Origin of the sequence: Nocardia asteroides (assembly GCF_021183625.1) — a bacterium.
Lineage (GTDB): Bacteria > Actinomycetota > Actinomycetes > Mycobacteriales > Mycobacteriaceae > Nocardia > Nocardia asteroides_A.
Genome location: NZ_CP089214.1, coordinates 690,761 through 717,658, shown reverse-complemented (window position 1 = coordinate 717,658; position 26,898 = coordinate 690,761). Strand labels below are relative to the sequence as shown.

12 protein-coding genes are annotated in these 26,898 nt (G+C 75.2%); 8 read left to right on the top strand and 4 right to left on the bottom strand.

The window, feature by feature from the left end; all coding sequences use genetic code 11:
• Positions 1-38: 38 nt before the first annotated feature.
• Positions 39-698, top strand: a complete 660-nt coding sequence (locus tag LTT61_RS03560; protein WP_233018484.1) for a TetR/AcrR family transcriptional regulator — start codon at positions 39-41, stop codon at positions 696-698.
• Positions 695-1,279: a hypothetical protein gene (locus LTT61_RS03555; RefSeq protein ID WP_233018483.1), complete on the top strand. Its 585-nt coding sequence runs from the start codon at positions 695-697 to the stop codon at positions 1,277-1,279. Before LTT61_RS03560 ends, LTT61_RS03555 begins: the two co-directional genes overlap by 4 nt.
• A 6-nt stretch (positions 1,280-1,285) precedes the next feature.
• Here the strand turns inward: LTT61_RS03555 and LTT61_RS03550 are convergent, their stop codons facing one another.
• On the bottom strand, positions 1,286-2,836 hold the full coding sequence (locus tag LTT61_RS03550) for an acyl-CoA carboxylase subunit beta (RefSeq protein ID WP_233018482.1): 1,551 nt from the start codon (positions 2,834-2,836) through the stop codon (positions 1,286-1,288).
• 545 nt (positions 2,837-3,381) lie between these two features.
• On the opposite strand from LTT61_RS03550, the gene LTT61_RS03545 reads away from it, so the two are divergent.
• Genes LTT61_RS03545 through LTT61_RS03535 form a run of 3 tightly spaced genes read left to right on the top strand, consistent with a single transcriptional unit; the run spans position 3,382 to position 6,410 of the window.
• Positions 3,382-4,341, top strand: coding sequence for a transcriptional regulator (locus LTT61_RS03545; RefSeq protein ID WP_233018481.1), 960 nt, complete (start codon positions 3,382-3,384; stop codon positions 4,339-4,341).
• Between the two features lie 60 nt (positions 4,342-4,401).
• Complete coding sequence (locus tag LTT61_RS03540) at positions 4,402-5,304, top strand: acyl-ACP desaturase (RefSeq protein WP_233018480.1); 903 nt, start codon at positions 4,402-4,404, stop codon at positions 5,302-5,304.
• On the top strand, positions 5,301-6,410 hold the full coding sequence (locus LTT61_RS03535; protein ID WP_233018479.1) for an alpha/beta hydrolase: 1,110 nt from the start codon (positions 5,301-5,303) through the stop codon (positions 6,408-6,410). The genes LTT61_RS03540 and LTT61_RS03535 overlap by 4 nt, the downstream gene beginning before the upstream one ends.
• 48 nt (positions 6,411-6,458) lie before the next feature.
• Here the strand turns inward: LTT61_RS03535 and LTT61_RS03530 are convergent, their stop codons facing one another.
• Complete coding sequence (locus LTT61_RS03530; RefSeq protein WP_233018478.1) at positions 6,459-7,433, bottom strand: FAS1-like dehydratase domain-containing protein; 975 nt, start codon at positions 7,431-7,433, stop codon at positions 6,459-6,461.
• Between the two features lie 467 nt (positions 7,434-7,900).
• On the opposite strand from LTT61_RS03530, the gene LTT61_RS03525 reads away from it, so the two are divergent.
• Positions 7,901-8,938, top strand: coding sequence for an alpha/beta hydrolase (locus LTT61_RS03525; RefSeq protein WP_233018477.1), 1,038 nt, complete (start codon positions 7,901-7,903; stop codon positions 8,936-8,938).
• A gap of 3 nt (positions 8,939-8,941) precedes the next feature.
• On the opposite strand, the gene LTT61_RS03520 is transcribed toward LTT61_RS03525, so the two are convergent.
• Together LTT61_RS03520 and LTT61_RS03515 are read right to left on the bottom strand one after the other, a co-directional pair.
• Complete coding sequence (locus LTT61_RS03520; RefSeq protein ID WP_233018476.1) at positions 8,942-9,403, bottom strand: cupin domain-containing protein; 462 nt, start codon at positions 9,401-9,403, stop codon at positions 8,942-8,944.
• The gene (locus LTT61_RS03515) at positions 9,400-10,278 is read right to left on the bottom strand and encodes a LysR family transcriptional regulator (RefSeq protein WP_233018475.1); all 879 of its coding nucleotides are present in this window, start codon (positions 10,276-10,278) and stop codon (positions 9,400-9,402) included. The genes LTT61_RS03520 and LTT61_RS03515 overlap by 4 nt, the downstream gene beginning before the upstream one ends.
• 276 nt (positions 10,279-10,554) lie before the next feature.
• Here LTT61_RS03515 and LTT61_RS03510 point away from each other — a divergent pair, with 276 nt between their 5' ends.
• Positions 10,555-18,480: a type I polyketide synthase gene (locus LTT61_RS03510; RefSeq protein WP_269821843.1), complete on the top strand. Its 7,926-nt coding sequence runs from the start codon at positions 10,555-10,557 to the stop codon at positions 18,478-18,480.
• Positions 18,481-18,525: 45 nt separating this feature from the next.
• Positions 18,526-26,898: an SDR family NAD(P)-dependent oxidoreductase gene (locus LTT61_RS03500; protein WP_420094850.1), complete on the top strand. Its 8,373-nt coding sequence runs from the start codon at positions 18,526-18,528 to the stop codon at positions 26,896-26,898.

Genomic DNA, 26,898 nt, shown 5'->3' with positions numbered 1-26,898 from the left:
TATGTCTCCGCGGGACAATAGCGCGCTACACTCCGGGCATGAGTGGCGACGACGATGTCGACCTCGACGGCCGCAGACAGCGCACCCGGCGCAGCCGGACCGCGCTCTCGCGTGCCGCTTTCGACCTGCTGGTCGAGCGGGGGCTGGCCGGGGTGGCGGTGGAGGACATCGCGGGCAGGGCCGGGGTCACCCGGCGCACCTTCAGCAGGCACTTCGCCTCCATCGAGGACGCGGTGCTCGGCGATATCGACCGCGACGTCGATGTCTTCAACGCGGCGCTGCGCGACCGGCCCCTCCCCGAACCCCCGCTGCTCGCCTACCGCAGCGCGGTCGACGTCTGGCTGGCCGCCGCCGGGCAGGGCGACGGCGACGTCCCGCTGTGGACCAGACGCTGGGTGGTCTTCCGCCGCTTCGACAGCGAGCCGCGGCTCTTCACCGGCTACCAGCGCATCCGGCTGTCCGGGCAGCGCGCGGCCGTCGAGATCCTGGCCGCGCGGCTCGGCGTCGACCCCGCCGTCGACCGGCGCCCGGCCGCCGCCGTCGCGGCCGGCTCCGGAGTACTGCTCGCCGCCTTCCAGACCTGGGCGACCGGGGACGACCCGGACGCGCTGCCGCGGCTGGTCGGCGAGTTCTTCGACGCGCACCTGCTGCTCGTCGCCGATGCGGCGGGCCGTCTTCCCGAGGAGTCCCTGACATGAGCGTCCGGCAGACGGGCCCGCTGCGCCGCACCTGCAGGCGCGCCGGGCTGGACCGCAACCCCATGCGCCGCCCGGAGGACCGCATGCAGACGGTGCTCGCCGCGCTGCTGCTGCTGGCCTTCCTCGCCTCGCTGCCGCTGGCCGCGCTGCTGGTCGCCGGGCCGGTGTACCGGGCGGAGGTGCGCGCGGCCGCGGCCGAGCAGGCGAAGCTGCACCCGGTGCGGGCCACCGTGCTCACCGCCGAGCACGCACCGCTCTACGCCCCGGTCTCCAGCGCGACCGTGCGCTTCACCGGGCTCGACGGCGCCGAGCGGACCTCGGTGCACCGCGCCACCGGGCTGCTGACGCCCGGCGGCGAGGTGACCGTCTGGCTGAACGCCGCGGGCGAGCCGGTCGAGCCGCCGCCCGCGGCCAGGCCGCTCGGCCGCGCGGTCCTGCTCACCGCCGGGGTGCTGCTCGCCGCGCTGCTGCTCTGCGGCGGCGGCTACCTCGCGCTGCGCGTCGCGCTCGACCGCAAACGCTCGCGCGCCTGGGATCGCGAATGGGCCTGCGCGCCCTGGGCGGGCGGCGCGGGCGCCTGACCCCGCCTACACCGGGAAGAGCGAGTGCTTGCGCGGGTTGTGCCGCTTCGTGAGCTCCTTCTCGCGCAGCAGCCGCAGCGCGCGCCGGATCTCCAGCCGGGTGGACGACGGCTCGATCACCGCGTCGATGTAGCCGCGCTCGGCGGCGATCCACGGGGTGGCGGTGGTGGTGTTGTACTGGTCGATCATGAAATCGCGGACCGCGGCCCGCTGCTCCTCGGGCACCTTCATGAGCTGCCGCTTGCCGACGATGCCGACCGCGCTCTCCGCGCCCATGACCGCGATCCGCGCGGTCGGCCAGGCCAGGCTGATGTCGGCGCCGAGCTGCTTGCACCCCATCACCGCGTAGCCGCCGCCGTAGGCCTTGCGGATGACGACGGTGACCATCGGGACCGTCGCCTCGATCACCGCGCGGAAGAACCGGCCGCCGCGCTTGATGACGCCGTTGCGCTCCTCCTCGACGCCGGGCAGCACGCCCGGGTTGTCGACCAGGAAGACCAGCGGCAGGCTGAAGGCGTCGCAGAGCCGGATGAAGTGCGTGGCCTTGTCCGAGGCCGCCGCGTCGATGGCGCCGCCGAGCTGCATCGGCTGGTTCGCGACGACGCCGATCGCGCGGCCGTCGACCCGGGCGAAGCCGACGATCAGGTTGCGCGCGCTGTCCTCGGCGATCTCGTGGAAGTCACCGTCGTCGAAGCAGCGCAGGATGATCTCGTGCATGTCGTAGCCCGCGCGGTCCGAGTCCGGGATGATCGTGTCCAGCTCGCGGTCGGAGTCGGTGAGCTCCGGCTCCAGACCGGGGTTGACCAGCGGCGGGGCCTCCAGGCAGTTGGTCGGCATGTAGCTGAGGTACTTGCGCGCCCAGTCGAACGCCTGGCGCTCGGTGGTGGCGACGTGGTGGATGGTGCCGTTGTCGGCCTGCACCCGGGCGCCGCCGAGCTCCTCCATCGTCACCTCCTCGCCGGTGACCGCCTTGATGACCTCGGGGCCGGTGACGAACATGTAGGAGTTCTCGGTGGCGACCAGGATGTCGGTGTTCACCGGGCCGTACACCGAGCCCGCCGCGCACTTGCCGAGCATGATCGAGACCTGCGGCACGAAGCCGGAGAGCTCCTCCTGCCGCCTGCTCATCCGGGCGTACCAGGCCAGCGAGGTGACCGCGTCCTGGATCCGGGCGCCGCCGGAGTCGTTGATCGCCACCACCGGGCAGCCGTTCTGCAGCGCGAAGTCGAGCGCGGCCGCCACCTTGCGGCCGAACATCTCGCCGACCGACCCGCCGAACACGGTCTGGTCGTGCGCGACGACGACGACCGGGCGGCCGTCGATGTAGCCGCGGCCGGTGACGACGCCGTCGCCGTACATGGCGTTGTCGGTGTAGGGCTGACGCGCGAGCGCGCCGATCTCGACGAAGGTGCCCGGGTCGAGCAGCATCCGGACCCGCTCGCGGGCACTCGGGATCTCCTTGGCCTTGCGTTTGGCGATCCCCGCCTCGCCCGCCGGCTCCCCGGCCAGCTCGAGGACGGCCTGCAGCTGTTCCAGCTTCTCTCGGGTACCGCTCATCGTCTACTCGTCTACCTTCTTCGAACTCTCGGCGTCGCCCGTGCCCGTCGGCGGGCGAAGGCCCGATGCTAGCGGTCAGCGCCCCGCGGGGCAGGGGCCGGGGTGATTCCTTGACACTTCACAGCCGGGGCGGCGTCGCGCGTTGTGTGCGGCCCCTGTGCGCCGCGGCGCCGCGTCATGAAGGTATCCACAAATGCCCGCCGCTGCCGCGCTCCGGTCTCCTGCGGGTTTATCGTAGGCGCGGCGCAGCGCCGGGAATGCGCGGCCGGCGCTGCGTCTCCGTCACGCTTCGGCAACAATGCGGCGAATGTCGACCGGCCGGATCCCTTTCGCGGCCGCGCCATTCCGAATTTTCGTTACCCGGCTGGACCCCTGGTCCCCGGTGGATTACCGCACGGCACCGCGTATCCTCGGCCCATATTCCGGCGGGCATCGTGATCTGCTTGTGATTCCCCCCAAGGGCTCGGCGGCGGGCTGATGACTTGGGTGCAACAAGGGGTCGGAGCGGGTGCATTCCGGCTCCGGATCGCTAGCCTTCGGTAGTCATGGTGGGCACACACGGAACCAGCGCGGCGAGCCTGGAATCGAAACTCGTCGAACATCTCACCCGCGGGCGGACGCTGCCCGGCGGGGACGTCGCCGACGCCGCCCGCACCCTGCTCGCCGAGACGGCGCGGTCGCTGCGCCCGCGCAGCACCGCCGCCGCGACCGATCCGGGCGGGTCGGCGGCGCGCTGGGCACGCGAGGGCGTCCCGCTCGAGGCGGTGCTGGAGGCCTGCCACGACGGCGTGCGGGCCGGGCTGGCGCTGCTGGCCGAGGAGTCGGGGCCCGAGGCGCTGCCGGTGGTCGAGGGCGCCGAGCTGCTGCTGCGCGCGCTGGAGCGGGTCACCGTGCTCGCCTCCGCGGCCTACGCCGACGAGCACCGGGCGGTCGCTCGCGAGCATCAGACCGCCGCGCAGACCATGGTCGCCGCGCTCCTCGGCGGGCACGGGGTGCACCGGATGGCGCGGCAGAGCGGGATCCGGGTGGCCGATTCCTACCAGGTGGTCGCACTGGCTATTCCCCCGCATCCGGACGAGGAGCGCGGCTTCGGCGCCGCCTCGGTGGCGCGGCGCAAGCTGCGCCGGGTGCAGGCGGCGCTCGCCAACCCCTTCGGCTCCAGGGCGCTCGCGCTGCTCGGCACCCACGGCGGCACCGTGCTCGTCCCGCTGGACGCCGATGCCGCGCTGACCGCGGCGACCATGCGCACCGAGACGCTCGCGGTGCTCAGCGAGGCCGCCGAGGTGCCGCTCACCGCCGCCGTCACCGCGGGCGCCACCGGGCGCATTCCGGAATTGGCCGCGCGCGCGCACGACATGCTCGACGATATCCGCGAGTCCGGCCGCGGCCCCGGGCTGTACTCCATTCCGGACATCGCCGACGGCCGCGCTTGTGATGCGCCCCAGCAGGCGCGCAGGGGAGTCGTCACTCCGCCCAACGCCGCGCGGATCGGTCGCTCCGCCTGAGCGCCGTTGCCTATCGTGGCAGGTGGGCCCGGCGTTTCCGGGCCGGTGAGGAGTTCTGCAATGCCGACCGACCGGGCAATCGCGCGTGATCTCGAACCGGTGGCCGGACGCGCACTGCGCGATCATCTGCGTAAGGCGCGGAAATGGGATCCCGACGAGCACCGCCCGCGCGGCCGAAATATCGCCGACCGCCACGGAATTCACCTCGTTGCCCCGATTCCGGAATCCGACGCGGGCACCGGGCGCATGCTGACCGCGCTCGCGCTGCTCGAGCACGACCTGCCCGCCTGGCACCGCGCGCTGTGCGCGGCCTTCGGCCGGGATGGCGCGTGGGGCGCCTGGATCGGGCGCTGGACGGCCGAGCAGGGCAGGCACGCGATCGTGCTCCGCGACTACCTGATCGGCACCGGCATCGCCGGCCCGGCCGAGTTCGAGGCGGCCAGGCTGGCCCGCGCCGACGCCGGGGTGCGCTGGCCGGCGGCGGATGCCGGGCCGTTGCCGGCGCTGGTCTACGCGACGCTCGCGCACGCCGCCATCCGCACCGCGTACCGGCGGGTCGGCGCGCGCAGCACCCAGCCCGCCACCGAGCGAATGCTGCGCCGGGTGGCCGCCGACGAGAACCTGCACCTGATCTTCTTCCGCGATCTCACCGCCGCCGCGCTCGCGCTGGCCCCGGACGCGGGCATGCGCGCGGTGGCCGAGGTGGTCGCCGGCTTCCGGCCACCGCACGCCGCGCTGCCCGGATTCGGCAGGGAAGCGGCGATTTTCGCGGCCTACGGTGGGTACGACTCCACTGTGCACCTGACCGAGGTCCTGCTTCCCACGCTGCGGATGTGGCGCGTGCCGGAGCGGGAACTCGGCCCCGACGGCGAGCGGGCCCGCGCCGCGCTGAACGCCTACCTCGGCGAGCAGGCCGCCCGGTGCCGCGCCGGCTCCGCGTTACCGCTGGCGGCGGCCGGATGAACCGCGCGACCCGCCGCCGCGTCCCGCTCGGCGTCGCCGCCGCGGCGGCGCTCACGCTCGCCATCGCCTCCGGCACCGGGGTGGTGGCGGCGCCGTCCGGCAGCCCGCTGCCGCCGCCCGCGCCCGCCCCGCCCGCGCTCGGCCCCGCCGACCCCGCGGCGACCCCGGCCACCCCGCCGCCGATCGACCCGGCGATGACCAGGTCCGGGCTGGTCGAGCGGATCGTGCGGAGCGACGGCAGGGAGACGCTGCGCATCGCCTCGGCCGGGATGCGGCGGATCATCTCCGTCGACGTGCTGCACGGCTCCGGCTCCGGGCCGCGCCCGGTGCTCTACCTGCTCGACGGCGTGGACGGCGACGACACCTCGGCCTGGCTCACCAAGGGCAGGGCCGCCGAGTTCTTCGCCGACAAGCCGGTCGATGTCGTCGTCCCCGGCGGTGGCACCGGCAGCATGTACAGCGACTGGGAGCGCACCGACGCCGCGCTCGGGCTGAACCGCTGGGAGACCTTCCTCACCGAGGAGCTGCCGCCGATCGTGGAGTCGCTGCTGCGCTCGGACGGCAGGCGCGCGGTCGCCGGGGTCTCGATGGGGGCGCAAGCCGCCATCATGCTGGCCCAGCGGCACCCGGGCATGTACCTGGCGGTCGCCGGGATGAGCGGGTGCTACTCCACCGCCGACCCGCTCGGCCGCGCCGTCACCACCATCACCGTCGCCTCCCGCGGCGGTGACGTGCAGAACCTGTGGGGCCCGCCGACCTCACCGGAGTGGGCGGCGCACGACAGCGTGCTCGGCGCCGAGACGCTGCGTGGCACCGCCGTCTACCTCTCCGCCTCGCCCGGGCTGCCGACCCCCGCCGACCTCGTCGCCATCGCCCAGGCGCCCTCGGTGCCGGAGGCGCTCGCCGAGGCGGGCGGCGGTGCCGCGCTCGAAGCGGGGTCGCGCGCCTGCACCGAGCTCTTCGCCGGCCGGCTGGCCCAGCTCGGCATCCCCGCCACGGTGGAGTACGCCCCCGACGGCATGCACACCTGGCCCGACTTCGCCGCCCAGTTGCCCCGCACCTGGGCCGCGCTCGAGCCCGCCCTCGCGGTGACCGGCCCTTCCTGAGATCGGCGCGGGCAGTTCAGCTCTCATCCCGTCGCGCGGCGAAACGATTCAGGGAAAGCGGACCTCGGCGGCGGCGTAGCCGAAGAGGGGCCGCCCGCCGGAGCGCAGGTCGATGGCGAGCGTGGCGCGGCGCTCGCGCGGATCCAGCTGGTCGACCCGGGCGCGCAGCGTCACCGCCACCGCGCCCGCGGCGGGGATGCGCAGATAGTGCGTGACACTGCCGAACTGGGCATGGATCCGGGTGACGGCACCCGGGTCACCGAGCCAATTGCTCACGTACCCGGACGCCAGCCCGAGCTGCAGCATGCCGGGAGCGGTACCGCCCGCATCGGCCCGAACCGGCTCGCCGGTGGCGGCGGCGAACCGAGCCAGATCCTCGTGCGCGAGCAGCAGCGAGCCGGGCGGAATCTCGGTACCGACCGCGAGCTCATCGAAGCGCACGGTCGGCCACGGCGCCCGCGCGGGGAGCGGGGCCTCCGGAGCAGGCCCGTCGACCGCCGCGTAACCGCGCCGCGTGATGCGCCGCGCGACCTCGCCGAGCACCGACTCCCGCTCACCGGTGCGCGCGAGTAGCGCCGCCGACCCGGTCTGCACCACGGTCCCGTCGGCGGCGGTGAGCGCACTGCGAATCGCCATGACGTCGTAGTCGGCGAACTGCCGGAACGATTCGAAGTAGATGTCGCAGCCGAGCAGATCACCGGCGAAGAGCGGCCGTCCGATATCGATCACCTGGTCGGCGTGCAGAATGCGGGCGCTCTCCGAACCGGAGCCGACGATGTCGAGGATTTCCCGCTGCACCCGCCCGAGCACGATCGAACTGAAGGTGGGCGGTGCGATGAGCGCCGGATACCCGAGTTCGGCGGCGGCCGCCGCGCTGGAGTGCGCCGGATGGAAATCGCGGACCGCGCGGGCGAATTGCCGGACGGCGTGCGCGGTGACCTCGACCTGGGCCGTCGCCCGGTAGCGGTGCCCGTCGATCCGGTGCTCCGGCGCGGGAACCCGGCGGGTAGCGGTGTTGCGCATTCGAACTCCTGTCGCCGTTCCCCCATTCGTGGACCGATTCCCACATGATCAATCCGGCACCCCCGGCACCGGCCGCCGCCGGGCATTGTCTGGAGATGTCACCGAAAGCGGCCGCGCCGTTTGGGGCGGCACCACGCGACCTCGGCGACGAGACTTCCTGTGGTCCGTCACCGGACCGCCGAAGCGGTGTTCGTGAGTCGTCCAGGAACGCTCCGGAGCGGAGTGGAACCGGGCGGCCCGGGTCGTAGCGTCAGCCGCACCCCCGGCGTGCATCCGCGGGCGGGCCGACCGGCTCCCCGATCCGCTCCGCGGATGCGCTTGCACCCGCGCAACCCGCGGGCGGGGCGGAACCGCACGACCCCGCCGACCGCCCCGCCCGCAGCGCGCGGGTGACCGAACCCACCGGGCCACCCGGCCCGGTGGGCCTCGGCCGCCACCGGGAGCCCCGAAGAGAAACGGAACCGCCCATGTTCGGCCCGAGCCGACCCCGCCGCACCACCGGAGCCCGCGCCCTGCGCGCCCTCGCGGTCGCCGTTGTCGCCGCCGCGCTCACCGCGGGGCCGCCGGTGCCCGCGGGCGCCACACCGGACGCCCCCGCGATCACCGGCCGCTGGGCCAAGGACGACCGCACGGTGCAGCTGCGCGTCTACTCGGCCGCCATGCGCCAGGACATCATGGTCGACGTGCTCCGCCCGGCCGCCCCCGAAACACCTCGCCCGGTGCTGTACCTGCTCAACGGCGGTGGCGGCGGCCAGGACTCGGCCACCTGGCAGCGCCAGACCGACGTCGTCTCCGGCTTCCTCGCCACCAAGGACGTCTACGTGGTGCAGCCGGTCGGTGGCCGCTGGAGCTACTACACCGACTGGCGCGCCCCCGACCCGAAACTGGGGCTCAACCGGTGGAAGACCTTCCTGACCGAGGAGCTGCCGCCGCTCGTCGACGCCGAGTTCGCCACCACCGGCGCCAACGCCCTCGCCGGGCTCTCCACCTCCGGCACCTCGGTGCTGCAGCTGCCGATCGCCGCGCCCGGGCTCTACGGCGCGGTCGCCGCGTACAGCGGGTGCGCGCAGATCAGCGACCCGCTCGGGCAGGAGTTCGTCAAACTCGCGGTGGAGACCTGGGGCGGCGGCGACACCGACAACATGTACGGCCCGGCCGGCGACCCCGCCTGGGCGGCCAACGACCCGTACGTGCACGCCGACCGGCTGCGCGGGCTCGAGCTCTTCGTCTCCACCGGCAGCGGCGTGCCGGGGCATTACGACGTCTTCAACGGCGCGCACATGCAGCCCGGCCCGCGCGGCTACCTGAACCAGCTGGTGCTCGGCGGCGTCATCGAGGCGGCGGTGAACGTCTGCACGCAGAACCTGCGCCAGCGCCTGGACGGGCTCGGCATCCCGGCCACCTACGACTTCCAGCCCACCGGCACCCACTCCTGGGGCTACTGGCAGGACGCGCTGAAGGCATCCTGGCCGGTGCTGGCGCGCGGGATGGGCGTGCCGGAGTAGCGGTCAGGGGTGGCGGTGGATGGGGTCGACCCAGTGCACCGTGTCCGGCTTCTCCACCGGCTCGATGTCCAGGTTCACCACCACCGCCGCGCCGCCGCTGCGGACGAGCACGCACTCCAGCGGCTCGTCGGTGCTTGCGTTGATCTCCTGGTGCGGCACGAACGGCGGCACGAAGATGAAATCGCCTGCACCGGCCTCGGCCACGAACTCCAGCCGCTCGCCCCAGCGCATCCGGGCTCGCCCGCGCAGCACGTAGATCACGCTCTCCAGCTCGCCGTGGTGGTGCGCGCCGGTCTTGGCGTCCGGGTGGATCACCACCGTTCCCGCCCAGATCCGTTGCGCCCCCGCCCTGGCCGCGTCGATGGCCGCGGCCCGGCTCATCCCCGGCGTCTGCGGGGTGTTCGTGTCGAGCTGGTCCGCCTTGATCACGCGGACCCCGTCGTTCCGCCAGTCCGGTGCGCTCACGCCGCACCCCGCAGCCGCCGGCCGGTGATCGAGCGGTAGTGCGCGGTGATGGTCTCGATCGCGGTCAGCTCGATATCGGGGCCGAGGCCGCGGCGGGTGACCAGCCGGACGTCGATGGTGCCCATGGCCGGGAACCCGGTCACCTCGGCCAGCCCGTGTGGCACCGCGCCGTGGAAGGGGAGCAGCGCGACGCCGAGCCCGGCCTGCGCGGCGGCGAGCACCCCGTCCAGCGTGCCCGACTCGGCCGTCACGCTCACGCTGTGCCCCTGCTCGGCCAGCCGGTGCACTGCGCGCCTGCGCAGCCCGCACGGCTCCTCGAACGCCACCAGCGGAATCTGCCCGCCGCTCGCCGCGGCCTGCCAGCCCGGCGCCGCCACCCAGCGCAGCGCCAGCTCGCCCACCTCGGCGCCGGTCGGCTCGCTGTTGCCGCCGAGCACCACCGCCAGGTCCAGCGCGCCCTTGGTCACCGAATCGGTGAGGCTGGTCGAGCGGTCGATGCGGAAGCGCAGGTAGACACCGGGGTACGCGGCGCGCAGCACACCGAGCAGCTCCGGCAGCAGGCCGTCGCCCGCGTGCTCGGTGGAGCCGATGGTGATCCGGTCCGGATCCGCCGGGACGAACCGGTCGAGCAGCCGGTCGTGCGCGGCCAGCAGCGCGCGCGCCTCGCCGACGAAACGCTCACCGTCGGTGGTGAACCGGGAGCCGCGCCCCTCCTTCTGCACGAGCCTGCGCTTGAGCCTGCGCTCCAGCAGCCGGACGTGCTGGCTGACCGTCGGCTGGCTCAGGTGCAGTGCGTCCGCCGCTCGCCGGAATCCTCCGGTGTCGGCGATCGCGACGAGTGTTCTCAGATGCACCAGATCCAGCGGGTCCGCCATAGCCGTCACTTCACCCCTCGTCGAGAATCCCTTGGCGACAAGCGAACTACACATCTCGGGCGTAGCGCACCCTTTGAATCGTGGCGATCACAAGGGCTCCGGTTTCACTCCGGTATTGTTAAGAGAGTTGCTGCGCGTAATTTCTCCGGGGGCGATCGTAAATAGCCTCTGATCGGAGTTTCTTATCCGCTGGTATCGGGGCTGCCGATCAATGGGCGCCGAAAGCCCTGTCCAGCAGTGGTTTCGGTGGTGTCCGGCCGTGCTGTGGGGCAACTCATGTCGGGTTGCCGGGATATTCCGGGAGCCGCACAATTGCGAAAAGTGCCGGTCGAATCGGCGGCAATTCCCCCGGATCAGAGGGAGATTATTCAGGTGGTTGATTTTCGTCCGATAGCGGTTGTCGGTGTGGCCTGCCGGCTGCCGGGCGCGAAGGATCCCGACCGGTTCTGGAGGCTCCTGCGCGATGCGGAGAATTCGATCGGGCACCCGTCGCCGCGCCGAGCCGCCGCCGATCCCCGGATCGCCGGGCTGACCGGCGGCTTCCTGGACGAGGTCGACCGCTTCGACGCCGCCTTCTTCGGCATCGCCCCGCGCGAGGCCGCGGCCATGGATCCGCAGCAGCGGCTGCTGCTCGAACTCGCCTGGGAGGCAACCGAAGACGCACGCGTCCCGGCGACGGCGCTGCGCGGGACCGAGACCGGGGTTTTCGTCGGTGCCATCGCGAGCGACTATGCCGCGTTGACGCAGGAGGCCGGGGATTCCGCGGTCACGCGGTACACGCTGACCGGGTTGAGCCGCGGGGTGCTCGCCAATCGGCTTTCGCATGTTCTCGGCTTGCGGGGGGCCAGTCTCTCGGTGGATTCCGCGCAGTCGTCGGGATTGGCGGCGGTGCACGCGGCGTGCGCGAGTATCGGCAGCGGAGAGTCGTCGGCGGCCTTCGCCGGGGCGGTGAATCTGAATCTGACCGCGGGCGCGGCGCTGGTGGCCGAGCGGTTCGGCGGGGTGTCGCCGAGTGGGCGGGCGACCGTTCTCGACGCGGACGGGGACGGGTACGTGCGCGGCGAGGGCGGGGTGGTGCTGCTGCTGAAGTCGCTGGAGCGGGCGGTGGCCGACGGGGATCGGGTGCACGCGGTGATCCGCTCCACCGCGCTCGCGCACGACGGGGACGCGGCGGCGCTGACCGTGCCGGTGGCGGCGGCGCAGGCCGCTGTCATCCGGCGGGCGCAGGCAAGGGGCGGGGTGCGGGCGGGGGAGGTGCGGTACGTCGAGCTGCACGGGACCGGGACGCCGGTGGGGGATCCGGTGGAGGCGGCCGCGCTCGCCGCGGTGTTCGGGGGCGTCGGTGAGCCGGTCGCGGTGGGGTCGGTGAAGCCGAATGTCGGGCATCTGGAGGGTGCCGCCGGTCTGGTCGGTCTGTTGAAGGTGATTCTGGCGGTGCGGAATCGGGAGATTCCGGCGACGCTCGGGCATGTCACGGCGCACCCGGGGCTGGATTCGGCCGCGGTGCGGGTGGTGACGGTGCGCGAGCCGTGGCCGGAGGTCGATGGACCCGCGGTGGCGGGGGTGAGTTCGTTCGGGATGGGCGGGACGAATGTGCACGTGATCGTGGCCTCGGCGCCGGAGGGGAGTTCGCGGCGGCCGGTGCTGCGCGGGGGCTCGGTCGAGCCGGCCGGGACATTCGGAGTGGGTGCGGCGGACGGGCCGGTGGAGCCGGGCGGCGGGCCCGTGGCGGGAGCGCCGGGCAGTGCGCGTGGAGCCGAGCCGGCGGCGTCGGGGGGCGAGCGAGCGGCGGTGCTGCCGTTCGTGGTGACGGCGGCGTCGGCCGGGGCGCTGCCCGCGCAGGCGGCGCGGCTGGCCGCGTTCGTCGATGGCGCCGATCCGACCGCCGTCGCGTCGGCGCTGGTGCGGGATCGGGCGGTGCTCGGTGCGCGGGCCGTCGTCCTGGCCGCTGATCGGGCAACGCTGAGCTCCGGGCTGACGGCGCTCGCGGCGGGCACCGGCGGGCCGGGGATCGTGACCGGCACGCGGGTGGACGGCTCGGTGGCGGTGCTCTTCGGCGGGCAGGGGAGCCAGCGCGCCGGAGCGGGCGCGGAGCTGTACGCGCGGTTCCCGGTGTTCCGCGCGGCCTTCGATTCCGCTGTCACGCTGCTGGATCGCGAACTCGCGGCGCAGCATTCGATCCGCGATGTCGCCTTCGGCGTGGACGGCCCGATCGACGCCACCGAGTACACCCAGCCGGTGATCTTCGCCGTCGAAACCGCGCTGTACCGGCTGCTCGAATCCTGGGGAATCGAGATCGCCGCGGTCGCCGGGCACTCGATCGGCGGCATCGTCGCCGCGCACGTGGCGGGGGCGCTGCCGCTCGACGCCGCCGCCCGGCTGGTGGCTGCGCGCGGTCGGCTCATGGGTTCGCTGCCGCGCGGCGGCGCCATGGTCGCGGTCGAGGCGACGGAGGCCGAGGTCGGGGCCGCGCTGATCGACGGTGTGTCGATCGCGGCGGTGAACGGGGAGCGGGCGGTGGTCGTCTCCGGCGCGGAGGGGGCCGTGGCCGAGGTGGCCGGGCGGCTCGCGGCCGGCGGGCGCCGGACCAAGCGGCTCGCGGTGTCGCACGCCTTCCACTCGGCGGCCATGGAGCCGATCCTCGCCGAGTTCGCGGAGGTGGTCGCGGGGCTCACCTTCCTGGCGCCGACCGGCCCGGTGCTGGTCTCGGACTCGACCGGCGCGGTGCTCACCGACGTCTCCGACCCGGCGTACTGGGTGGCGCACCTGCGCGGCACCGTCCGCTTCGCCGATGCCGCGCGCACCCTGCGCGGGCTCGGCGCGGAGGTGTTCGTCGAGGTCGGGGCCGCGCCGGTGCTGACTCCGCAGCTGTCCGAGCTGCCGGTGGCCGTCGGGACGCTGCGCCGTGGGCGGGACGAGGCGCAGACGGTGCTCACCGCCGCCGCGACGGTGTTCGCGCACGGGCACGCGGTGGAGTGGACGGCCGTCGTTCCGGCTGCCGAGCCGGTGTCGCTGCCGACGTACGCCTTCCAGCGCGAGCGGTACTGGTTGGACACCGTCACCCCGGGCGCCGGGCTCACGCCCCTTTCCGAGGCGCCCGCAGTTGCCGGCGGGCGCGATGCCGCCGAGGTGGCGGCAGCCTCCGATCCCTCCGATCCCTCCGGGACAACCGGGACAACCGGAACGGCCGGGACAGCCGAGACAACCGAGACAGCCGAGACGGCCGAGACAACCGAGACGGCCGAGACAGCCGGGACAGCCGGGACGAGCTCCGACCGGGGTCCACGCCCGGCGGAATCGCCCCGGCCGGACCCCGCGACCGTGGTCCTCGCGACCACCGCGGCGGTCCTCGGCCACGCCGACCCCACCCGCATCGACCCCCGCAGCACCTACCGCGAACTCGGCCTCGACTCCCTCGGCGCCACCGAACTCGCCACCGCGCTCACCCGCGCGCTCGGCACCAGGATCGACCCGACCGCCGTCTACGACCACCCGACCCCGGCAGCGCTCGCCGCGCACCTCGCCGGCGAGCGGCGGGAGACCACGGCCACCGCGGCCGCCGACCCGGCGGAACCGCTCGCGATCGTCGCGGTGAGCGGCCGCTACCCGGGCGGCCTCGACACCCCGGAGCAGCTCTGGGACCTGCTCGCCGCCGAGGGCGAGGCCATCACCGACTTCCCCCGCGACCGCGGCTGGGACCTCGCCGACCTGTACGACCCGGCCGGCGACCGCCCCGGCTCGAGCTACGCCCACCGCGGCGGCTTCCTCGACGCGGCAGGCGATTTCGACGCCGCCTTCTTCGGCATCTCCCCCCGCGAGGCCACCGCCATGGACCCGCAGCAGCGGTTGGTGCTGGAGGCCACCTGGGAGCTGTTCGAGCGGGCAGGCATCGTCCCGGCGACGCTCGCGGGCTCGCGGACCGCCGTCTACCTGGGCGCGACCCCGCAGGAGTACGGCCCGCGGCTGCACCGGATGCCGGGCGCGGCGGAGGGGTTCGGGCTGACGGGGGTCTCGCCGAGCGTGCTCTCCGGGCGCGTCGCCTACACCTTCGGGCTGGAGGGGCCCGCGCTCACCGTGGACACCGCGTGCTCGTCGTCGCTGGTCGCGCTGCATCTCGCGGTGCGGGCGCTGCGCGCGGGGGAGGCGGAGCTCGCGGTCGCGGGCGGGGTGACCGTCATGGCGAACCCCGGCATGTTCACCGAGTTCTCCCGGCAGCGCGGGCTGGCGGCGGACGGCCGGTGCAAGGCGTTCGCGGCGGGCGCCGACGGGACCGGGTGGGCCGAGGCGGTGAGTCTGCTGCTGGTGGAGCGGCTCTCGGATGCCAGGCGGAACGGCCACGAGGTGCTCGCCGTCGTGCGCGGCACCGCCGTGAACCAGGACGGCGCGTCGAACGGGCTCACCGCGCCGAGCGGCCCGGCGCAGCAGCGGGTGATCCGCGCGGCGCTCGCCGACGCCGGGCTCGACGCGGCCGAGGTGGATGCCGTGGAGGCGCACGGCACCGGGACCGCGCTCGGTGATCCGATCGAGGCGCAGGCGCTGCTCGCCACCTACGGGCGGGATCGGGCGACGCCGCTGTGGCTGGGGTCGGTGAAGTCGAATATCGGGCACAGCCAGGCCGCGGCGGGGACGGTCGGGGTGACCAAGATGGTGCTCGCGCTGCGGAACGGGGTGCTGCCGGCGACGCTGCACGTCGACGCGCCGTCGCCGCACGTGGACTGGGAGTCCGGTGCGGTGCGGCTGCTCACCGAGCGGCAGCCGTGGGCGGCCGGGGCTCGCCCCCGAAGGGCCGGGATCTCGTCGTTCGGGATCAGCGGCACCAATGCGCACGTCGTCATCGAGGAGGCGCCCCCGGGTGCCGTCGCGTCCGCGGCGCGACCGGTCGGCGCCCACCACCCCGCGCCCTTCGTGCTGTCCGCGCGCTCCGAGGCGGGGCTGCGCGGCCAGGCGGCGAAGCTCGCCACGAGCACCGCGGATCTGGGCGCGATCGCCTCGGCCCTGGTCCGGCAGCGGACCGTCTTCGACACCCGGGCGGTAGCGCTCGATCCCGGCTCCCTCGCCACCTTCGCCGCGGGCGAACCCACCCCCGGCGTCATCACCGGAACCCCGGTCACCGGCGGCCTCGCCGTCCTGTTCAGCGGCCAGGGCAGCCAGCGGGCGGGAGCGGGCCGCGAGCTGTACGACCACTTCCCGGCCTTCCGCGCGGCCTTCGACGCCGCGGCCGACGCCCTGGATCGGGCGGGCGCCCTTGCCCATCCCATCCGTGCGGTGGCCTTCGGCGCGGACGGGCCGATCGACGACACCGAGTACACCCAGCCGGTCGTCTTCGCCGTGGCGACCGCGCTCTTCCGGCTGCTCGAATCCTGGGGGATCGAGCCGGAGTTCGTGGCCGGGCACTCCATCGGCGGGGTCGTCGCCGCGCACGTCGCCGGGGTGCTCGCGCTGCCGGACGCCGCGCGGCTGGTCACGGCGCGCGGGCGGCTCATGGGTGCGCTGCCGCGCGGCGGCGCCATGGTCGCGGTGGAGGCGACCGAGGAGGAGGTCGCGGCCGTGGCGCGCGGCGAGTACTCGGTGGCGGCGGTGAACGGGCCGCGCGCCGTCGTCGTCTCCGGGGCCGAGGAGGCGGTCCTCGACCTCGCGGACGCGCTCCGAGCAGCGGGCCATCGCACCAAGCGGCTGACCGTCTCGCACGCCTTCCACTCCGCGCTCATGGACCCGGTGCTCGCCGAGTTCGAGCAGGTGGTGGCCGGGCTGACCTTCCGCGCCGCCGACCGCACCATCGTCTCCGACAGCACCGGCGCGATCATCGACCCGGCCGAGCTCGCCGACCCCGGCTACTGGGTGCGGCACCTGCGCGGCACCGTCCGCTTCGCCGACGCCGTGCGCGCCGCCCACACGGCGGGGGCCGGGATCTTCCTCGAGCTCGGCGCCGAACCGGTGCTCACCCCGCAGGTGCTGCACACCCTGGACGCCGCGGTCGCCACCGGGACGCTGCGCGCGGGCCGGGACGAGGTGCGCGGCTTGCACACCGCAGCCGCCACGGTCTTCACCGCCGGGCACCCGGTGGACTGGGCCGCCATCGTCCCCCCGGCACCGCGGATCACGCTGCCCACCTATGCCTTCCAGCGCACCCGCTACTGGATCGAGGAGCCCGCGGGCACCGAATCCGCCGCCGACCGCTGGTTCTGGGAGCGGGTCAGGGAGCGCGACGGCACCGCGCTCGCCGCCGCCATCGGCGTTGCCGCGGCGCCACTGTCCGCGCTGCTCCCCGCCCTGGACACCTGGCGCACCCGCCGCGCCGGGGCCGGGGCCGTCGACTCCTGGACCTACCGGGTCGAGTGGCGCGACATCCCCGACCCCGCCGCCGTCCCGCGCGGGACCTGGCTGCTGGTCACCCCCGCCGACGGCGCCGCCGATCCGTGGGCGGCAGCGCTCACCACCGCGCTCTCCGCGCACGGCGTCACCGTGCGCACCCTGCGGCTCGAGCCGGGGACAGCGCGGGAGTTCGCCGACCGCGCTGGCAGGACCGCCCCGGCGCCCGATGCCGCCCTGGATCGAGTCGCGCCGAGCGGCGCGGAGGGAACCGGCTCGGCACCCGGCCTCCGACTCGCGCCGGGCCTCGGTGCCGCGGACCGGATCGTCTCCCTGCTCCCGCTGTCCCCGGACGGCACGCTCGCGGAGAGCGCGGCCCTGGCCCGCGCGATCCCGCGCCCGGACACCCTGCGGGTACTCATTCCGGACCCGGTGCACACCCCGCTCGCCGCCTGGCACCGCTCGTTCCTCGACGTACTGGCCATCGAAACCGGCTCGACCCCGGCGGTTCTCGAACTTCCGGACGATCCGTCGAACGCCCCCCGAGTCGTCGCCGCACTCGCCGCCGACGAACCCAACCTCGCCGTCACCGCCCACGCCACCCGCACCCGCCGCATCGTCCCCGCCGCCCCCGCCGGGCCACCGATACCGTGGCGCCCCACCGGCACCGTCCTCATCACCGGCGGCACCGGCGCACTCGGCGCCCACGTCGCCCGCCGCCTGGCGGCCAACGGCGCCACCGACCTGCTCCTGCTCAGCCGCCGCGGCCCGGACGCCCCCGGCGCCGCCGCGCTGGCCGCCGAACTCGGCGCCACCGTCGTCGCCTGCGATATCGGCGACCGCGCCGCCCTCGCCGCCGTCCTCGCGGCCATCCCGCCCGACCGCCCGCTCACCGACGTGGTGCACACCGCCGCGGTCCTCGACGACGCCCTCGTCACCGGCCTGGATCCCGAGCGGATCGAGCGGGTGCACCGGGTGAAGGTCGCCGGGGCACTGCACCTGCACGAACTCACCCGCGAGCTGCCGCTGCGCTCGTTCGTCCTCTTCTCCTCCGTCACCGGCACGGTCGCAGGCCCCGGCCAGGGCAACTACGCGCCGGGCAATGCGGTGCTCGACGCGCTCGCCGAGCACCGGCACGCGCTCGGCCTGCCCGCCACCGCCATCGCCTGGGGCCACTGGGACGGCGACGGCATCGCGGGCGCCGACGCGGCGGAACAGCTGCGCCGCAACGGCCTGCGCCCGATGACCCCGGAGACCGCCCTGGACGCGCTGGAACGAGCGGTCGCGGACGGCGAACCCCGCGTGATCGTCGCCGACATCGACTGGACCGCCACGCACGCCAGACCGGGGCTGCTCGCCGAGCTCCTCCCCGAACCCGAGCAGACCGCAGGCCCTGACCTCGCCGAACTCGACCCGATCGAACTCCGCGCGCACCTGGAAAACCTGGTGCGCACCGAGGTCGCCGCCGCACTCGGCCACCCCGGCACCGCCGCCATCGACGACGAACGCGGCCTGCGCGACCAGGGCTTCACCTCGCTCACCTCGGTCGAGCTGCGCAACCGGCTTGGCACCCGCACCGGGCTCGAACTCCCCGCCACCCTGGTCTTCGACCACCCCACCGTCGCCGCGCTCACCGAGCTGCTGCTGCACCGGCTGGCCCCGGCCCCGCCGCCGCTGCTCGACACCGTGCTCGCCGACCTGGAGCGGATCGCCGACGTGCTGGCGGGCAGCGCCATCCCGGACGCCGACCGCGCCGTCGCGCTGGACCGGCTGCGCCGGCTCACCGAGGCCACCGAGGCCACCGCGCCAGGCACCGATCCGGCCGCGGCCCTGGCGAGCGCCTCCGACGACGACCTCATCGATTTCATCGGCTCCGAACTCGGTATCTCCTGACACCCGAAAGGTCACGCTGTGAACGACGTCGCCTCCGACGACACGATGCGGCACCTGCTCCGGCGGGTGAGCGCGGAACTCTACAAGACCCGCGAGGAACTGCGCGAGGTCACCGACGCCGCCCGTGAACCCATCGCCATCGTGGCGACCGGGCTCCGCCTGCCCGGCGCCGACACCCCCGAGCAGTTCTGGGAGCTGCTGGCCGAGGGCAGGGACGCGCTGCGCGACTTCCCGGCCGACCGCGGCTGGGACACCGCCGCGCTCTACCACCCGGACCCCGCGCACACCGGGACCACCTACACCACCCGCGGCGGCTTCCTGGACGGCGTCGCCGACTTCGACCCGGACTTCTTCGGCATCTCCCGCCGCGAGGCGCTCGCCATGGACCCGCAGCAGCGGCTGCTGCTGCACACCACCTGGGAGGCGTTCGAGCGGGCCGGGATCGACCCGCGCACCCTGCGCGGCAGCCGCACCGGCGTCTACACCGGCACCAACGGCCAGAGCTACGTCACCGGACCGGGCCCGGTGCCCGCCGCGGTCGAGGGGTACCTGGTCACCGGGACCGCGGCCAGCGTGCTCTCCGGCCGGATCGCCTACACCTTCGGCTTCGAGGGGCCCGCGCTCACCGTCGACACCGCCTGCTCGTCCTCACTGGTGGCGCTGCACCTCGCGGTGCGGGCGCTGCGGGCAGGCGAGATCGACTTCGCGGTGGCGGGCGGCGCGACCGTGCTCGCCGCGCCGGACATCTTCGTGGAGTTCTCCCGGCAGCGCGGGCTCGCTGTGGACGGGCGCTGCAAGGCGTTCGCGGCGGGCGCCGACGGCACCGGCTGGGCCGAGGGTGTCGGGGTGCTGCTGGTCGAGCGGCTCTCCGACGCGCAGCGGCACGGCCACCGGGTGCTCGCCGTGCTGCGCGGCTCGGCGGTGAACCAGGACGGCGCCTCCAACGGCCTCACCGCGCCCAACGGCCCGGCCCAGCAGCGGGTGATCCGGGAGGCGCTCGCCGACGCCGGGCTGACCACCGGCGACGTCGACCTGATCGAGGCGCACGGCACCGGAACCGCGCTCGGCGACCCGATCGAGGCGCAGGCGCTGCTCGCCACCTACGGCCGGGACCGGGCGACGCCGGTGTGGCTGGGCTCGGTGAAGTCCAATATCGGCCACACCCAGGCCGCCGCCGGGGTGGCGGGGGTGATCAAGGCGGTGCTGGCGCTGGAGCGCGGCGTGCTGCCGCCGACGCTGCACGTGGACGAGCCGTCGCCGCTGGTGGACTGGGAGTCCGGGCAGGTCGGGCTGCTCACCGAGATCAGGGACTGGCCGGAGACCGGCAGGCCGCGGCGGGCGGGGGTCTCGGCCTTCGGGGTCTCCGGGACCAATGCGCACGTCGTGCTCGAGCAGGCGCCGGAAAACGCGGAAGCCGAACCGGTTCCACTCACGGGGGTCGCCCCGTTCGTGCTCTCCGCCGCCACTCCGGAGGCGCTGCGCGGGCAGGCCGCGCGGCTCGCCGCGCACCTGGACGAGGCCGCACCGCTCGGTTCGGTGGCGTCGTCGCTCATCCGGGATCGGGTGCGGTTCCGGGCGCGGGCCGTCGTGCTTGCCGCCGATCACGGCGGGCTGCGGGCTGGGCTGGCCGCGGTGTCCGGCGGGACCTCGGCCGCGAGCGTCGTGACCGGCCCCGCACAGCCGGCCGCGGGCTCGGTGGCGGTGGTCTTCGGCGGGCAGGGCAGCCAGCGCGCCGGGGCGGGCGCGGAGCTGTACGCGCGGTTCCCGGTGTTCCGCGATGCCTTCGACGCCGCCGTCGCCCCGCTGGACGCCGAACTGGCCGCAGCGCACTCCATTCGCGCTGTCGCCTTCGGCGCGCCGGGGACCGAGGGGCTGATCGACGCCACCGAGTACACCCAGCCGGTGATCTTCGCGGTGGAGACCGCGCTGTACCGGCTGCTGGAGTCGTGGGGGATCGAGATCGGCGTGGTGGCCGGGCACTCCATCGGCGGGATCGTCGCCGCGCATGTCACCGGGGTGCTGACGCTGCCCGATGCGGCCCGGCTGGTCGCGGCGCGGGCCCGGCTCATGGGCGCGCTGCCCGCGGGCGGGGCGATGGTGGCCGTGCGGGCCACCGAGGCCGAGGTGCGGGAACGGCTGGCCGGTGAGGCGCGGGTCGCGGTGGCCGCGGTGAACGGCCCGCACGCGGTGGTGCTCTCCGGCGCCGAGGAACCGGTGCTCGCGCTGGCCGCGGAATTCACCGCGGCGGGCAGGCGGACCCGCCGTCTCGCCGTCTCGCACGGCTTCCACTCGCCGCTGATGGATCCGGTTCTGCCCGAGTTCGCGGCGGTCGTCGCCGGGCTGACCTTCGCCGAGCCGACCGGGCCGGTGCTGGTCTCCGACGCGACCGGCGCGGTGGTCACCGCGGCCGAGCTCGCCGATCCGGCCTACTGGACCGGGCACCTGCGCGGCACCGTCCGCTTCGCCGACGCCGTGCGCACCGCGCGTGCGGCCGGGGCCGGGGTCTTCGTCGAGGTAGGCGCCGGTGCGGTGCTGACCCCGCTGGTCGCGGCCACGCTCGGGGACGAGGTCGCCGCGGTGCCGACCGCGCGCAAGGGAAGGGACGAGGTCACGACCGTGCTGGGGGCGGCCGCGACGGTCTTCGCGCACGGGCACCGGGTGGACTGGGCCGCGGTGGTGCCCGAGGCCCCACGCACCCCGCTGCCCACCTACGCCTTCCGGGCGGAACGGTTCTGGGCCACCGTGGAATCCGGGCAGCGCGTGGCCGGCGGGCACCCGCTGCTCGGCGCGGTCGTCGCGCTGGCGGGCGGGGACGGCGCGGTCGCCACCGGACAGCTCTCGCTGCGCGGCCACCCGTGGCTGGCCGAGCACGTGGTCGCGGGCGCGGTGTTCGTGCCGGGCACCGCGCTGGTGGAGCTGGCGGTGCACCTGGCCGACACCGTCGGCGCCGACACCGTGGACGAACTCGTCATCGAGGCGCCGCTGGTACTGCGGCCGGAGGCGGCGGTGGAGCTGCAGGCGCAGGCCCGCCGCACCGGCGACGCGTTCACCGTCGAGATCCACTCCCGCCCGGCCGACCGGCCGGAGGTTCCGTGGACCCGGCACGCCACCGGCACCCTGCGCGGTACCGGCAATACCGAATCCCGGTCGATCGCCGCCTCTTCCGCGCCGGCACCGGGGGTTTCCGCGCCCACCCCGCCGGAATCGTCGGCCACCGTGGAATCCTGGCCGCCCGCCGACGCCTCCGCGCTCGACCCGGCCGAGGTCTACGCCCGGCTGCGCGCCGCGGGGCTGGACTACGGCCCGCTCTTCCGCGGCCTCACCGCCGTGTGGCAGCGCGGCGACACGATCTTCGCCGAGATCACGCTGCCCGGCGGCGAGCCGGGCGGCTACACCGTGCACCCGGCGCTCTTCGACGCCGCGCTGCACCCGGTCGCGCTGCTCACCGGCGACTTCACCGCGCCGCGCATCCCGTTCGCCTGGACCGGCGTCCGGGTGCACGCCGGTGGCGCCACCGCGCTGCGCGTCACCTTCACCGCCGCCCCGGACGGCCTCACCGCGCTGCGCGCCACCGACACCGCGGGCCGCCCGGTGCTCACCGTCGACGCGCTCACCCTGCGCGCCGCCACCGGCTCCGCACCCGCGGTGGCAGATCTGTACGAGCTCGGCTGGGTGGAGCATCCGCTGCCCGCGGTCACCCCGCTCGGGCACCGGATCTGGGACGCGGCGCTGCCGGAGACCCTCGCCGCCCTGCAGCAGGCCGAGCCCGAGCACCCGCTGGTCGTGCTCACGCACGGCGCCGTCGCCGTGCTCGACGACGACCGGCCGGACCCGGAAGCCGCCCCGATCTGGGGGCTGGCCCGCAGCGCGCAGACCGAGCGGCCGGGCGCGGTCATCCTGCTCGACACCGACGACACCGCCGCGTCGGCCGCCGTCCTGAACCACGCCATCGCCGCCGCGCTCGACGGCGAGCCGCAACTCGCGCTGCGCGCGGGCACCGCCCACCTGCCCCGCCTGGCCCGCTCCACCGCTGCCGCCGACGGCAGGGCCTGGAACCCGGACGGCACCGTGTTGATCACCGGCGGTACCGGCGGACTCGGCGCGGCACTCGCCAGGCACCTGGTCGCCGAGCACGGCGTCGGGCACCTCCTGCTGGCCGGACGCCGCGGAACGGCAGCACCCGGCGCCACCGAACTCGCGGCCGAGCTGCGCGCCGCCGGCGCGACCGTGCTGGTGGTCTCGGCCGACGTCACCGACCGGGACGCCGTCACAAGGCTGCTCGCGGCCGTCGCGCCGGAGCACCCGCTCACCGCGGTCGTGCACACCGCGGGCATCGTCGACGACGGCGTGCTCGACGCGGTGACCCCGGAGCGGCTGGCCGCCGTCCTCGCCCCCAAGCTCACCGCCGCCGGGCACCTCGACGAGCTCACCCGCGACCACGACCTGGCCGCCTTCGTCCTCTACTCCTCCGTCGCGGGCATCCTCGGCACCGCGGGCCAGGCCGCCTACGCCGCCGCCAACACCGGCCTGGACGCGCTGGCCGCGCGGCGCCGCGCCGACGGCCTGCCCGCCACCTCGCTCGCCTGGGGGCTGTGGGCCGAGACGACCGGCGTCACCGCGCACCTCACCGACGCCGACCGGGCCCGGCTGGCCCGCCAGGGCGTCCGGGCGCTGGCCACCGAGGAGGGGCTCGCGCTCTTCGACGCCGCCGTCTTCCACCGGGACCGGGCCCTGCTGATCCCGGCCCCGCTCGCGCTCACCGGCACCGCCGACACCCCGGTCCTGCGTGGCCTCGTCCGCCGGACCCGGGCGAAGGCAGCGGCGGCGCAGCACGATTCGGGGCTGGCCGCGCTGCCCGCCGCCGAGCGCCGCACGACCCTGCTCGAGCTGGTGCGCCGGGAGGCCGCCGCCGCGCTCGACCACCCGGACCCCGCTGGCATCCGCGGCGACCGCGGGCTCGCCGAGCTCGGCATCGACTCGCTCACCGCCGTCGAGCTGCGCAACCGCCTGGCCGCCGCCACCGGGCTGAAACTCCCGGCCACGCTCACCTTCGACCACCCCACCCCGGACGCCATCGCCGCCTTCCTCGACCAACTGCTCGGCGGCGGGACCGGCGAGCGGGCGGTCGCCGCGCAGCGCGGCAGCGGGGACGACGACCCGATCGCCATCGTCGGGGTCGCGCTGCGGCTGCCCGGCGGGATCGCGAGCCCGGAGGCGCTCTGGCGGCTGCTGGAATCCGGCGGCGACGCGGTCGCCGAATTCCCGGACGACCGCGGCTGGGATCTGGCCGCGCTCTTCGACGACGACCCGGCCACCCCGGGCACCTCGTACACCAGGCACGGCGGATTCCTCACCGACGCCGCCGATTTCGACGCCGCCGCCTTCGGCATGTCGCCGCGCGAGGCGCTCGCCACCGACCCGCAGCAGCGGCTGCTGCTGGAGACCGCCTGGGAGGCGCTGGAACGGGCCGGGATCGACCCGACCTCGCTGCGCGGCAGCCGGACCGGCGTCTTCGCGGGCACCATGTACCACGACTACGCCCCGCACCTCCAGGACGCGCCGCCCGACCTGGAGGGGTACCTGGTGAACGGCAGCGCGGGCAGCATCGCCAGCGGCCGCATCTCCTACACGTTCGGGTTCGAGGGGCCCGCCATCAGCGTGGACACCGCCTGCTCGTCCTCGCTGGTCGCGCTGCACCTGGCCGCGCAGTCGCTGCGCTCGGGGGAGAGCGAGCTGGCGCTGGCGGGCGGGGTCGCGGTGATGTCGAGCCCGGCCACCTTCGTCGAGTTCTCCCGGCAGCGGGCGCTCGCCCCCGACGGGCGGTGCAAGGCGTTCGCGGCGGCCGCGGACGGCACCGGCTGGGCCGAGGGGGTGAGCATCCTGGTACTCGAGCGGCTCTCCGCCGCGCGGCGCGCCGGGCATCCGGTGCTCGCGCTGGTCCGCGGCTCCGCGGTGAACCAGGACGGCGCCTCCAGCGGGCTGACCGCGCCGAACGGCCCCGCGCAGCAGCGGGTGATCCGGCAGGCGCTGGCCAATGCCGGGCTCACCGCCGCCGACGTGGACGCGGTCGAGGCGCACGGCACCGGCACCACGCTCGGCGACCCGATCGAGGCGCAGGCGGTGATCGCCACCTACGGCGCCGGGCGGGACCCGGAGCGGCCGCTGTGGCTGGGGTCGCTGAAGTCCAACGTCGGGCACACCCAGGCGGCCGCGGGCGGCGCCGGGATCGCGAAGATGATCCTGGCGCTGCGGAATCGGACCCTGCCGCGCACCCTGCACGTCGACGCGCCGACGCCGCACGTGGACTGGTCGGACGGGGGAGTCCGGCTGCTCACCGCCGCCGTCCCGTGGGAGCCGGGTGCCCGCCCGCGCCGCGCGGGCATCTCCTCCTTCGGCGTCAGCGGCACGAACGCGCACGTCATCATCGAGGAGCCGCCCCAGGCGCCGGAGCTGCCCGCCCGGAGCGGGCAGGGAACGGCCACCGGCGGAGCCGCGCGCACGATGACCGACGCCGATTCGGTGCCGGCCGCGCCCGGCGGCGGTGTCGTGAGCCCGCTGCCGGAGGAGCGGCCGCTGCCCTGGGTGCTCTCCGCGCACACCCCGGCAGCGCTGCGCGGCCAGGCGGTGGCGCTCGCCACCTACCTGCGCTCCCGGCCCGAGGTGAACGCCGCCGACGTGGCGCGCACCCTGCTCGAGGGCAGGGCCGCGCTGACCGAGCGGGCGGTGCTGGTCGGCGACGACACCGCACTGCGCGCCGGACTGGAGGCGCTCGCCGCGGGCGGCGCGCTCCCCGAGCACGCCGCGCGCGGCAGCGCCGACGTGGCCGGGCGCACCGTCTTCGTCTTCCCCGGCCAGGGCGGCCAGTGGCGCGGCATGGCCGCCGAGCTGTACCGTACCGCCCCGGTCTTCGCCGACCGGCTCACCGAGTGCGCCGAGGCGCTCGCCCCGCACGTGGACTGGGATCCGCTCCCGGTGCTGCTCGGCACGGCCGAGATCGACGACGAGCGGGTCGACGTGGTGCAGCCCGCGCTGTGGTCGGTCATGGTGGCGCTGGCCGCGCTGTGGCGCGCGCACGGCGTCGAACCGGATGCCGTCGTCGGGCACTCGCAGGGCGAGATCGCCGCGGCCGTCGTCGCGGGCGCGCTCTCGATCGCGGACGGCGCCCGCGTGGTCGCGCTGCGCAGCCGCGCCATCGCCGCGGCCGCCGGTCCCGGCGCGATGGCCGCGGTGCAGCTGTCCGCCGCCGCGGCCGCCGAGCTGATCGAGCCGTGGGCCGACCGGGTCGCGGTCGCCGTGGTCAACGCACCGAGCTCGGTGGTGCTCTCCGGCGAGATCGCGGCCGTGGAGGAGATCCTGGCCCGGCTGGCGGCCGACGGCGTGCGCAGCCGCAGGGTCGCCGTCGACTACGCCTCGCACTCCCCGACGGTGGAGCCGCTGCGCGCCGAGCTGGCCACCGCGCTCGCCCCGGTGCGGCCGCGGGAGTCGGCGATCCCGCTGCTCTCCACGGTGACCGCCGACTGGATCGACGGCACCGCGCTCACCGGCGGCTACTGGTTCGACAACCTGCGCGGCACGGTCCGCTTCGAGCAGGCGACCCGCGCCCTTGCCGAGGCGGGCTACCGGGCCTTCGTGGAGATCGGGCCGCACCCGGTGCTCGCGACCACCGTCGAGGAGACGCTGGAGGCGGCCGGTGCTCCCGCCACCGCCGTCGTCGGCACCCTGCGCCGCGACGACGGCGGCCTCGCCCGCTTCACCACCTCGCTCGCCGCCGCGCACACCAGGGGCATCCCGGTGGAGTGGAATGCTGCGCGGGGCAACCGGATCGAGCTGCCCACCTACGCATTCCAGCGCACCCGCTACTGGATCGACGCCGACCGCTCCGCCGCCCGCCGCGACGAGCGCGTACCCCGCGCGGTAACCCCGGAACCGGCCGCCCCGGTCGCGCTCGACCGCTTCACCGGGCTGGACACCCCGGCCCGGCGCGCCGCCGTGCTCTCGCTGGTCCGGGACGAGACCGCGGCGGTCCTCAAACACCCGAGCGGCGACGAGGTCGCGGTCTCCCGCGCCTTCCGCGATCTCGGCCTCGACTCGCTCACCGCGGTCGACCTGCGCAACCGGCTGCGCGCGGCCACCGGCCTCGCGTTGCCCGCCACGCTCATCTTCGACCACCCCTCCCCGGAGGCGGTCGCCGAATTCGTGGTCTCCGCCCTGCCGGACGGCCGGGAACCCGAACCGCGCGACGCCGAATCGGCGCTGCGCACCCTGGAATCCGCGCTGACCGAGGTGAACGGCGAGGCGGGCGCGCTCGCGGAGCGGCTGCGCGCCATCGCCGACCGGCTCGACGGCGCCGCCGGACCGGCCGCCGACCTCGACTCCGCCACCGACGACGAACTGTTCGACCTGGTAGACAGGACCTGA

Bases quoted from the DNA above. Each gene is read 5' to 3' on its own strand.
- LTT61_RS03560 (WP_233018484.1), top strand. From the start codon at position 39: ATGAGTGGCGACGACGATGTCGACCTCGACGGCCGCAGACAGCGCACC.
- LTT61_RS03555 (WP_233018483.1), top strand. From the start codon at position 695: ATGAGCGTCCGGCAGACGGGCCCGCTGCGCCGCACCTGCAGGCGCGCC.
- LTT61_RS03550 (WP_233018482.1), bottom strand. From the start codon at position 2,836: ATGAGCGGTACCCGAGAGAAGCTGGAACAGCTGCAGGCCGTCCTCGAG.
- LTT61_RS03545 (WP_233018481.1), top strand. From the start codon at position 3,382: ATGGTGGGCACACACGGAACCAGCGCGGCGAGCCTGGAATCGAAACTC.
- LTT61_RS03540 (WP_233018480.1), top strand. From the start codon at position 4,402: ATGCCGACCGACCGGGCAATCGCGCGTGATCTCGAACCGGTGGCCGGA.
- LTT61_RS03535 (WP_233018479.1), top strand. From the start codon at position 5,301: ATGAACCGCGCGACCCGCCGCCGCGTCCCGCTCGGCGTCGCCGCCGCG.
- LTT61_RS03530 (WP_233018478.1), bottom strand. From the start codon at position 7,433: ATGCGCAACACCGCTACCCGCCGGGTTCCCGCGCCGGAGCACCGGATC.
- LTT61_RS03525 (WP_233018477.1), top strand. From the start codon at position 7,901: ATGTTCGGCCCGAGCCGACCCCGCCGCACCACCGGAGCCCGCGCCCTG.
- LTT61_RS03515 (WP_233018475.1), bottom strand. From the start codon at position 10,278: ATGGCGGACCCGCTGGATCTGGTGCATCTGAGAACACTCGTCGCGATC.
- LTT61_RS03510 (WP_269821843.1), top strand. From the start codon at position 10,555: ATGTCGGGTTGCCGGGATATTCCGGGAGCCGCACAATTGCGAAAAGTG.
- LTT61_RS03500 (WP_420094850.1), top strand. From the start codon at position 18,526: ATGCGGCACCTGCTCCGGCGGGTGAGCGCGGAACTCTACAAGACCCGC.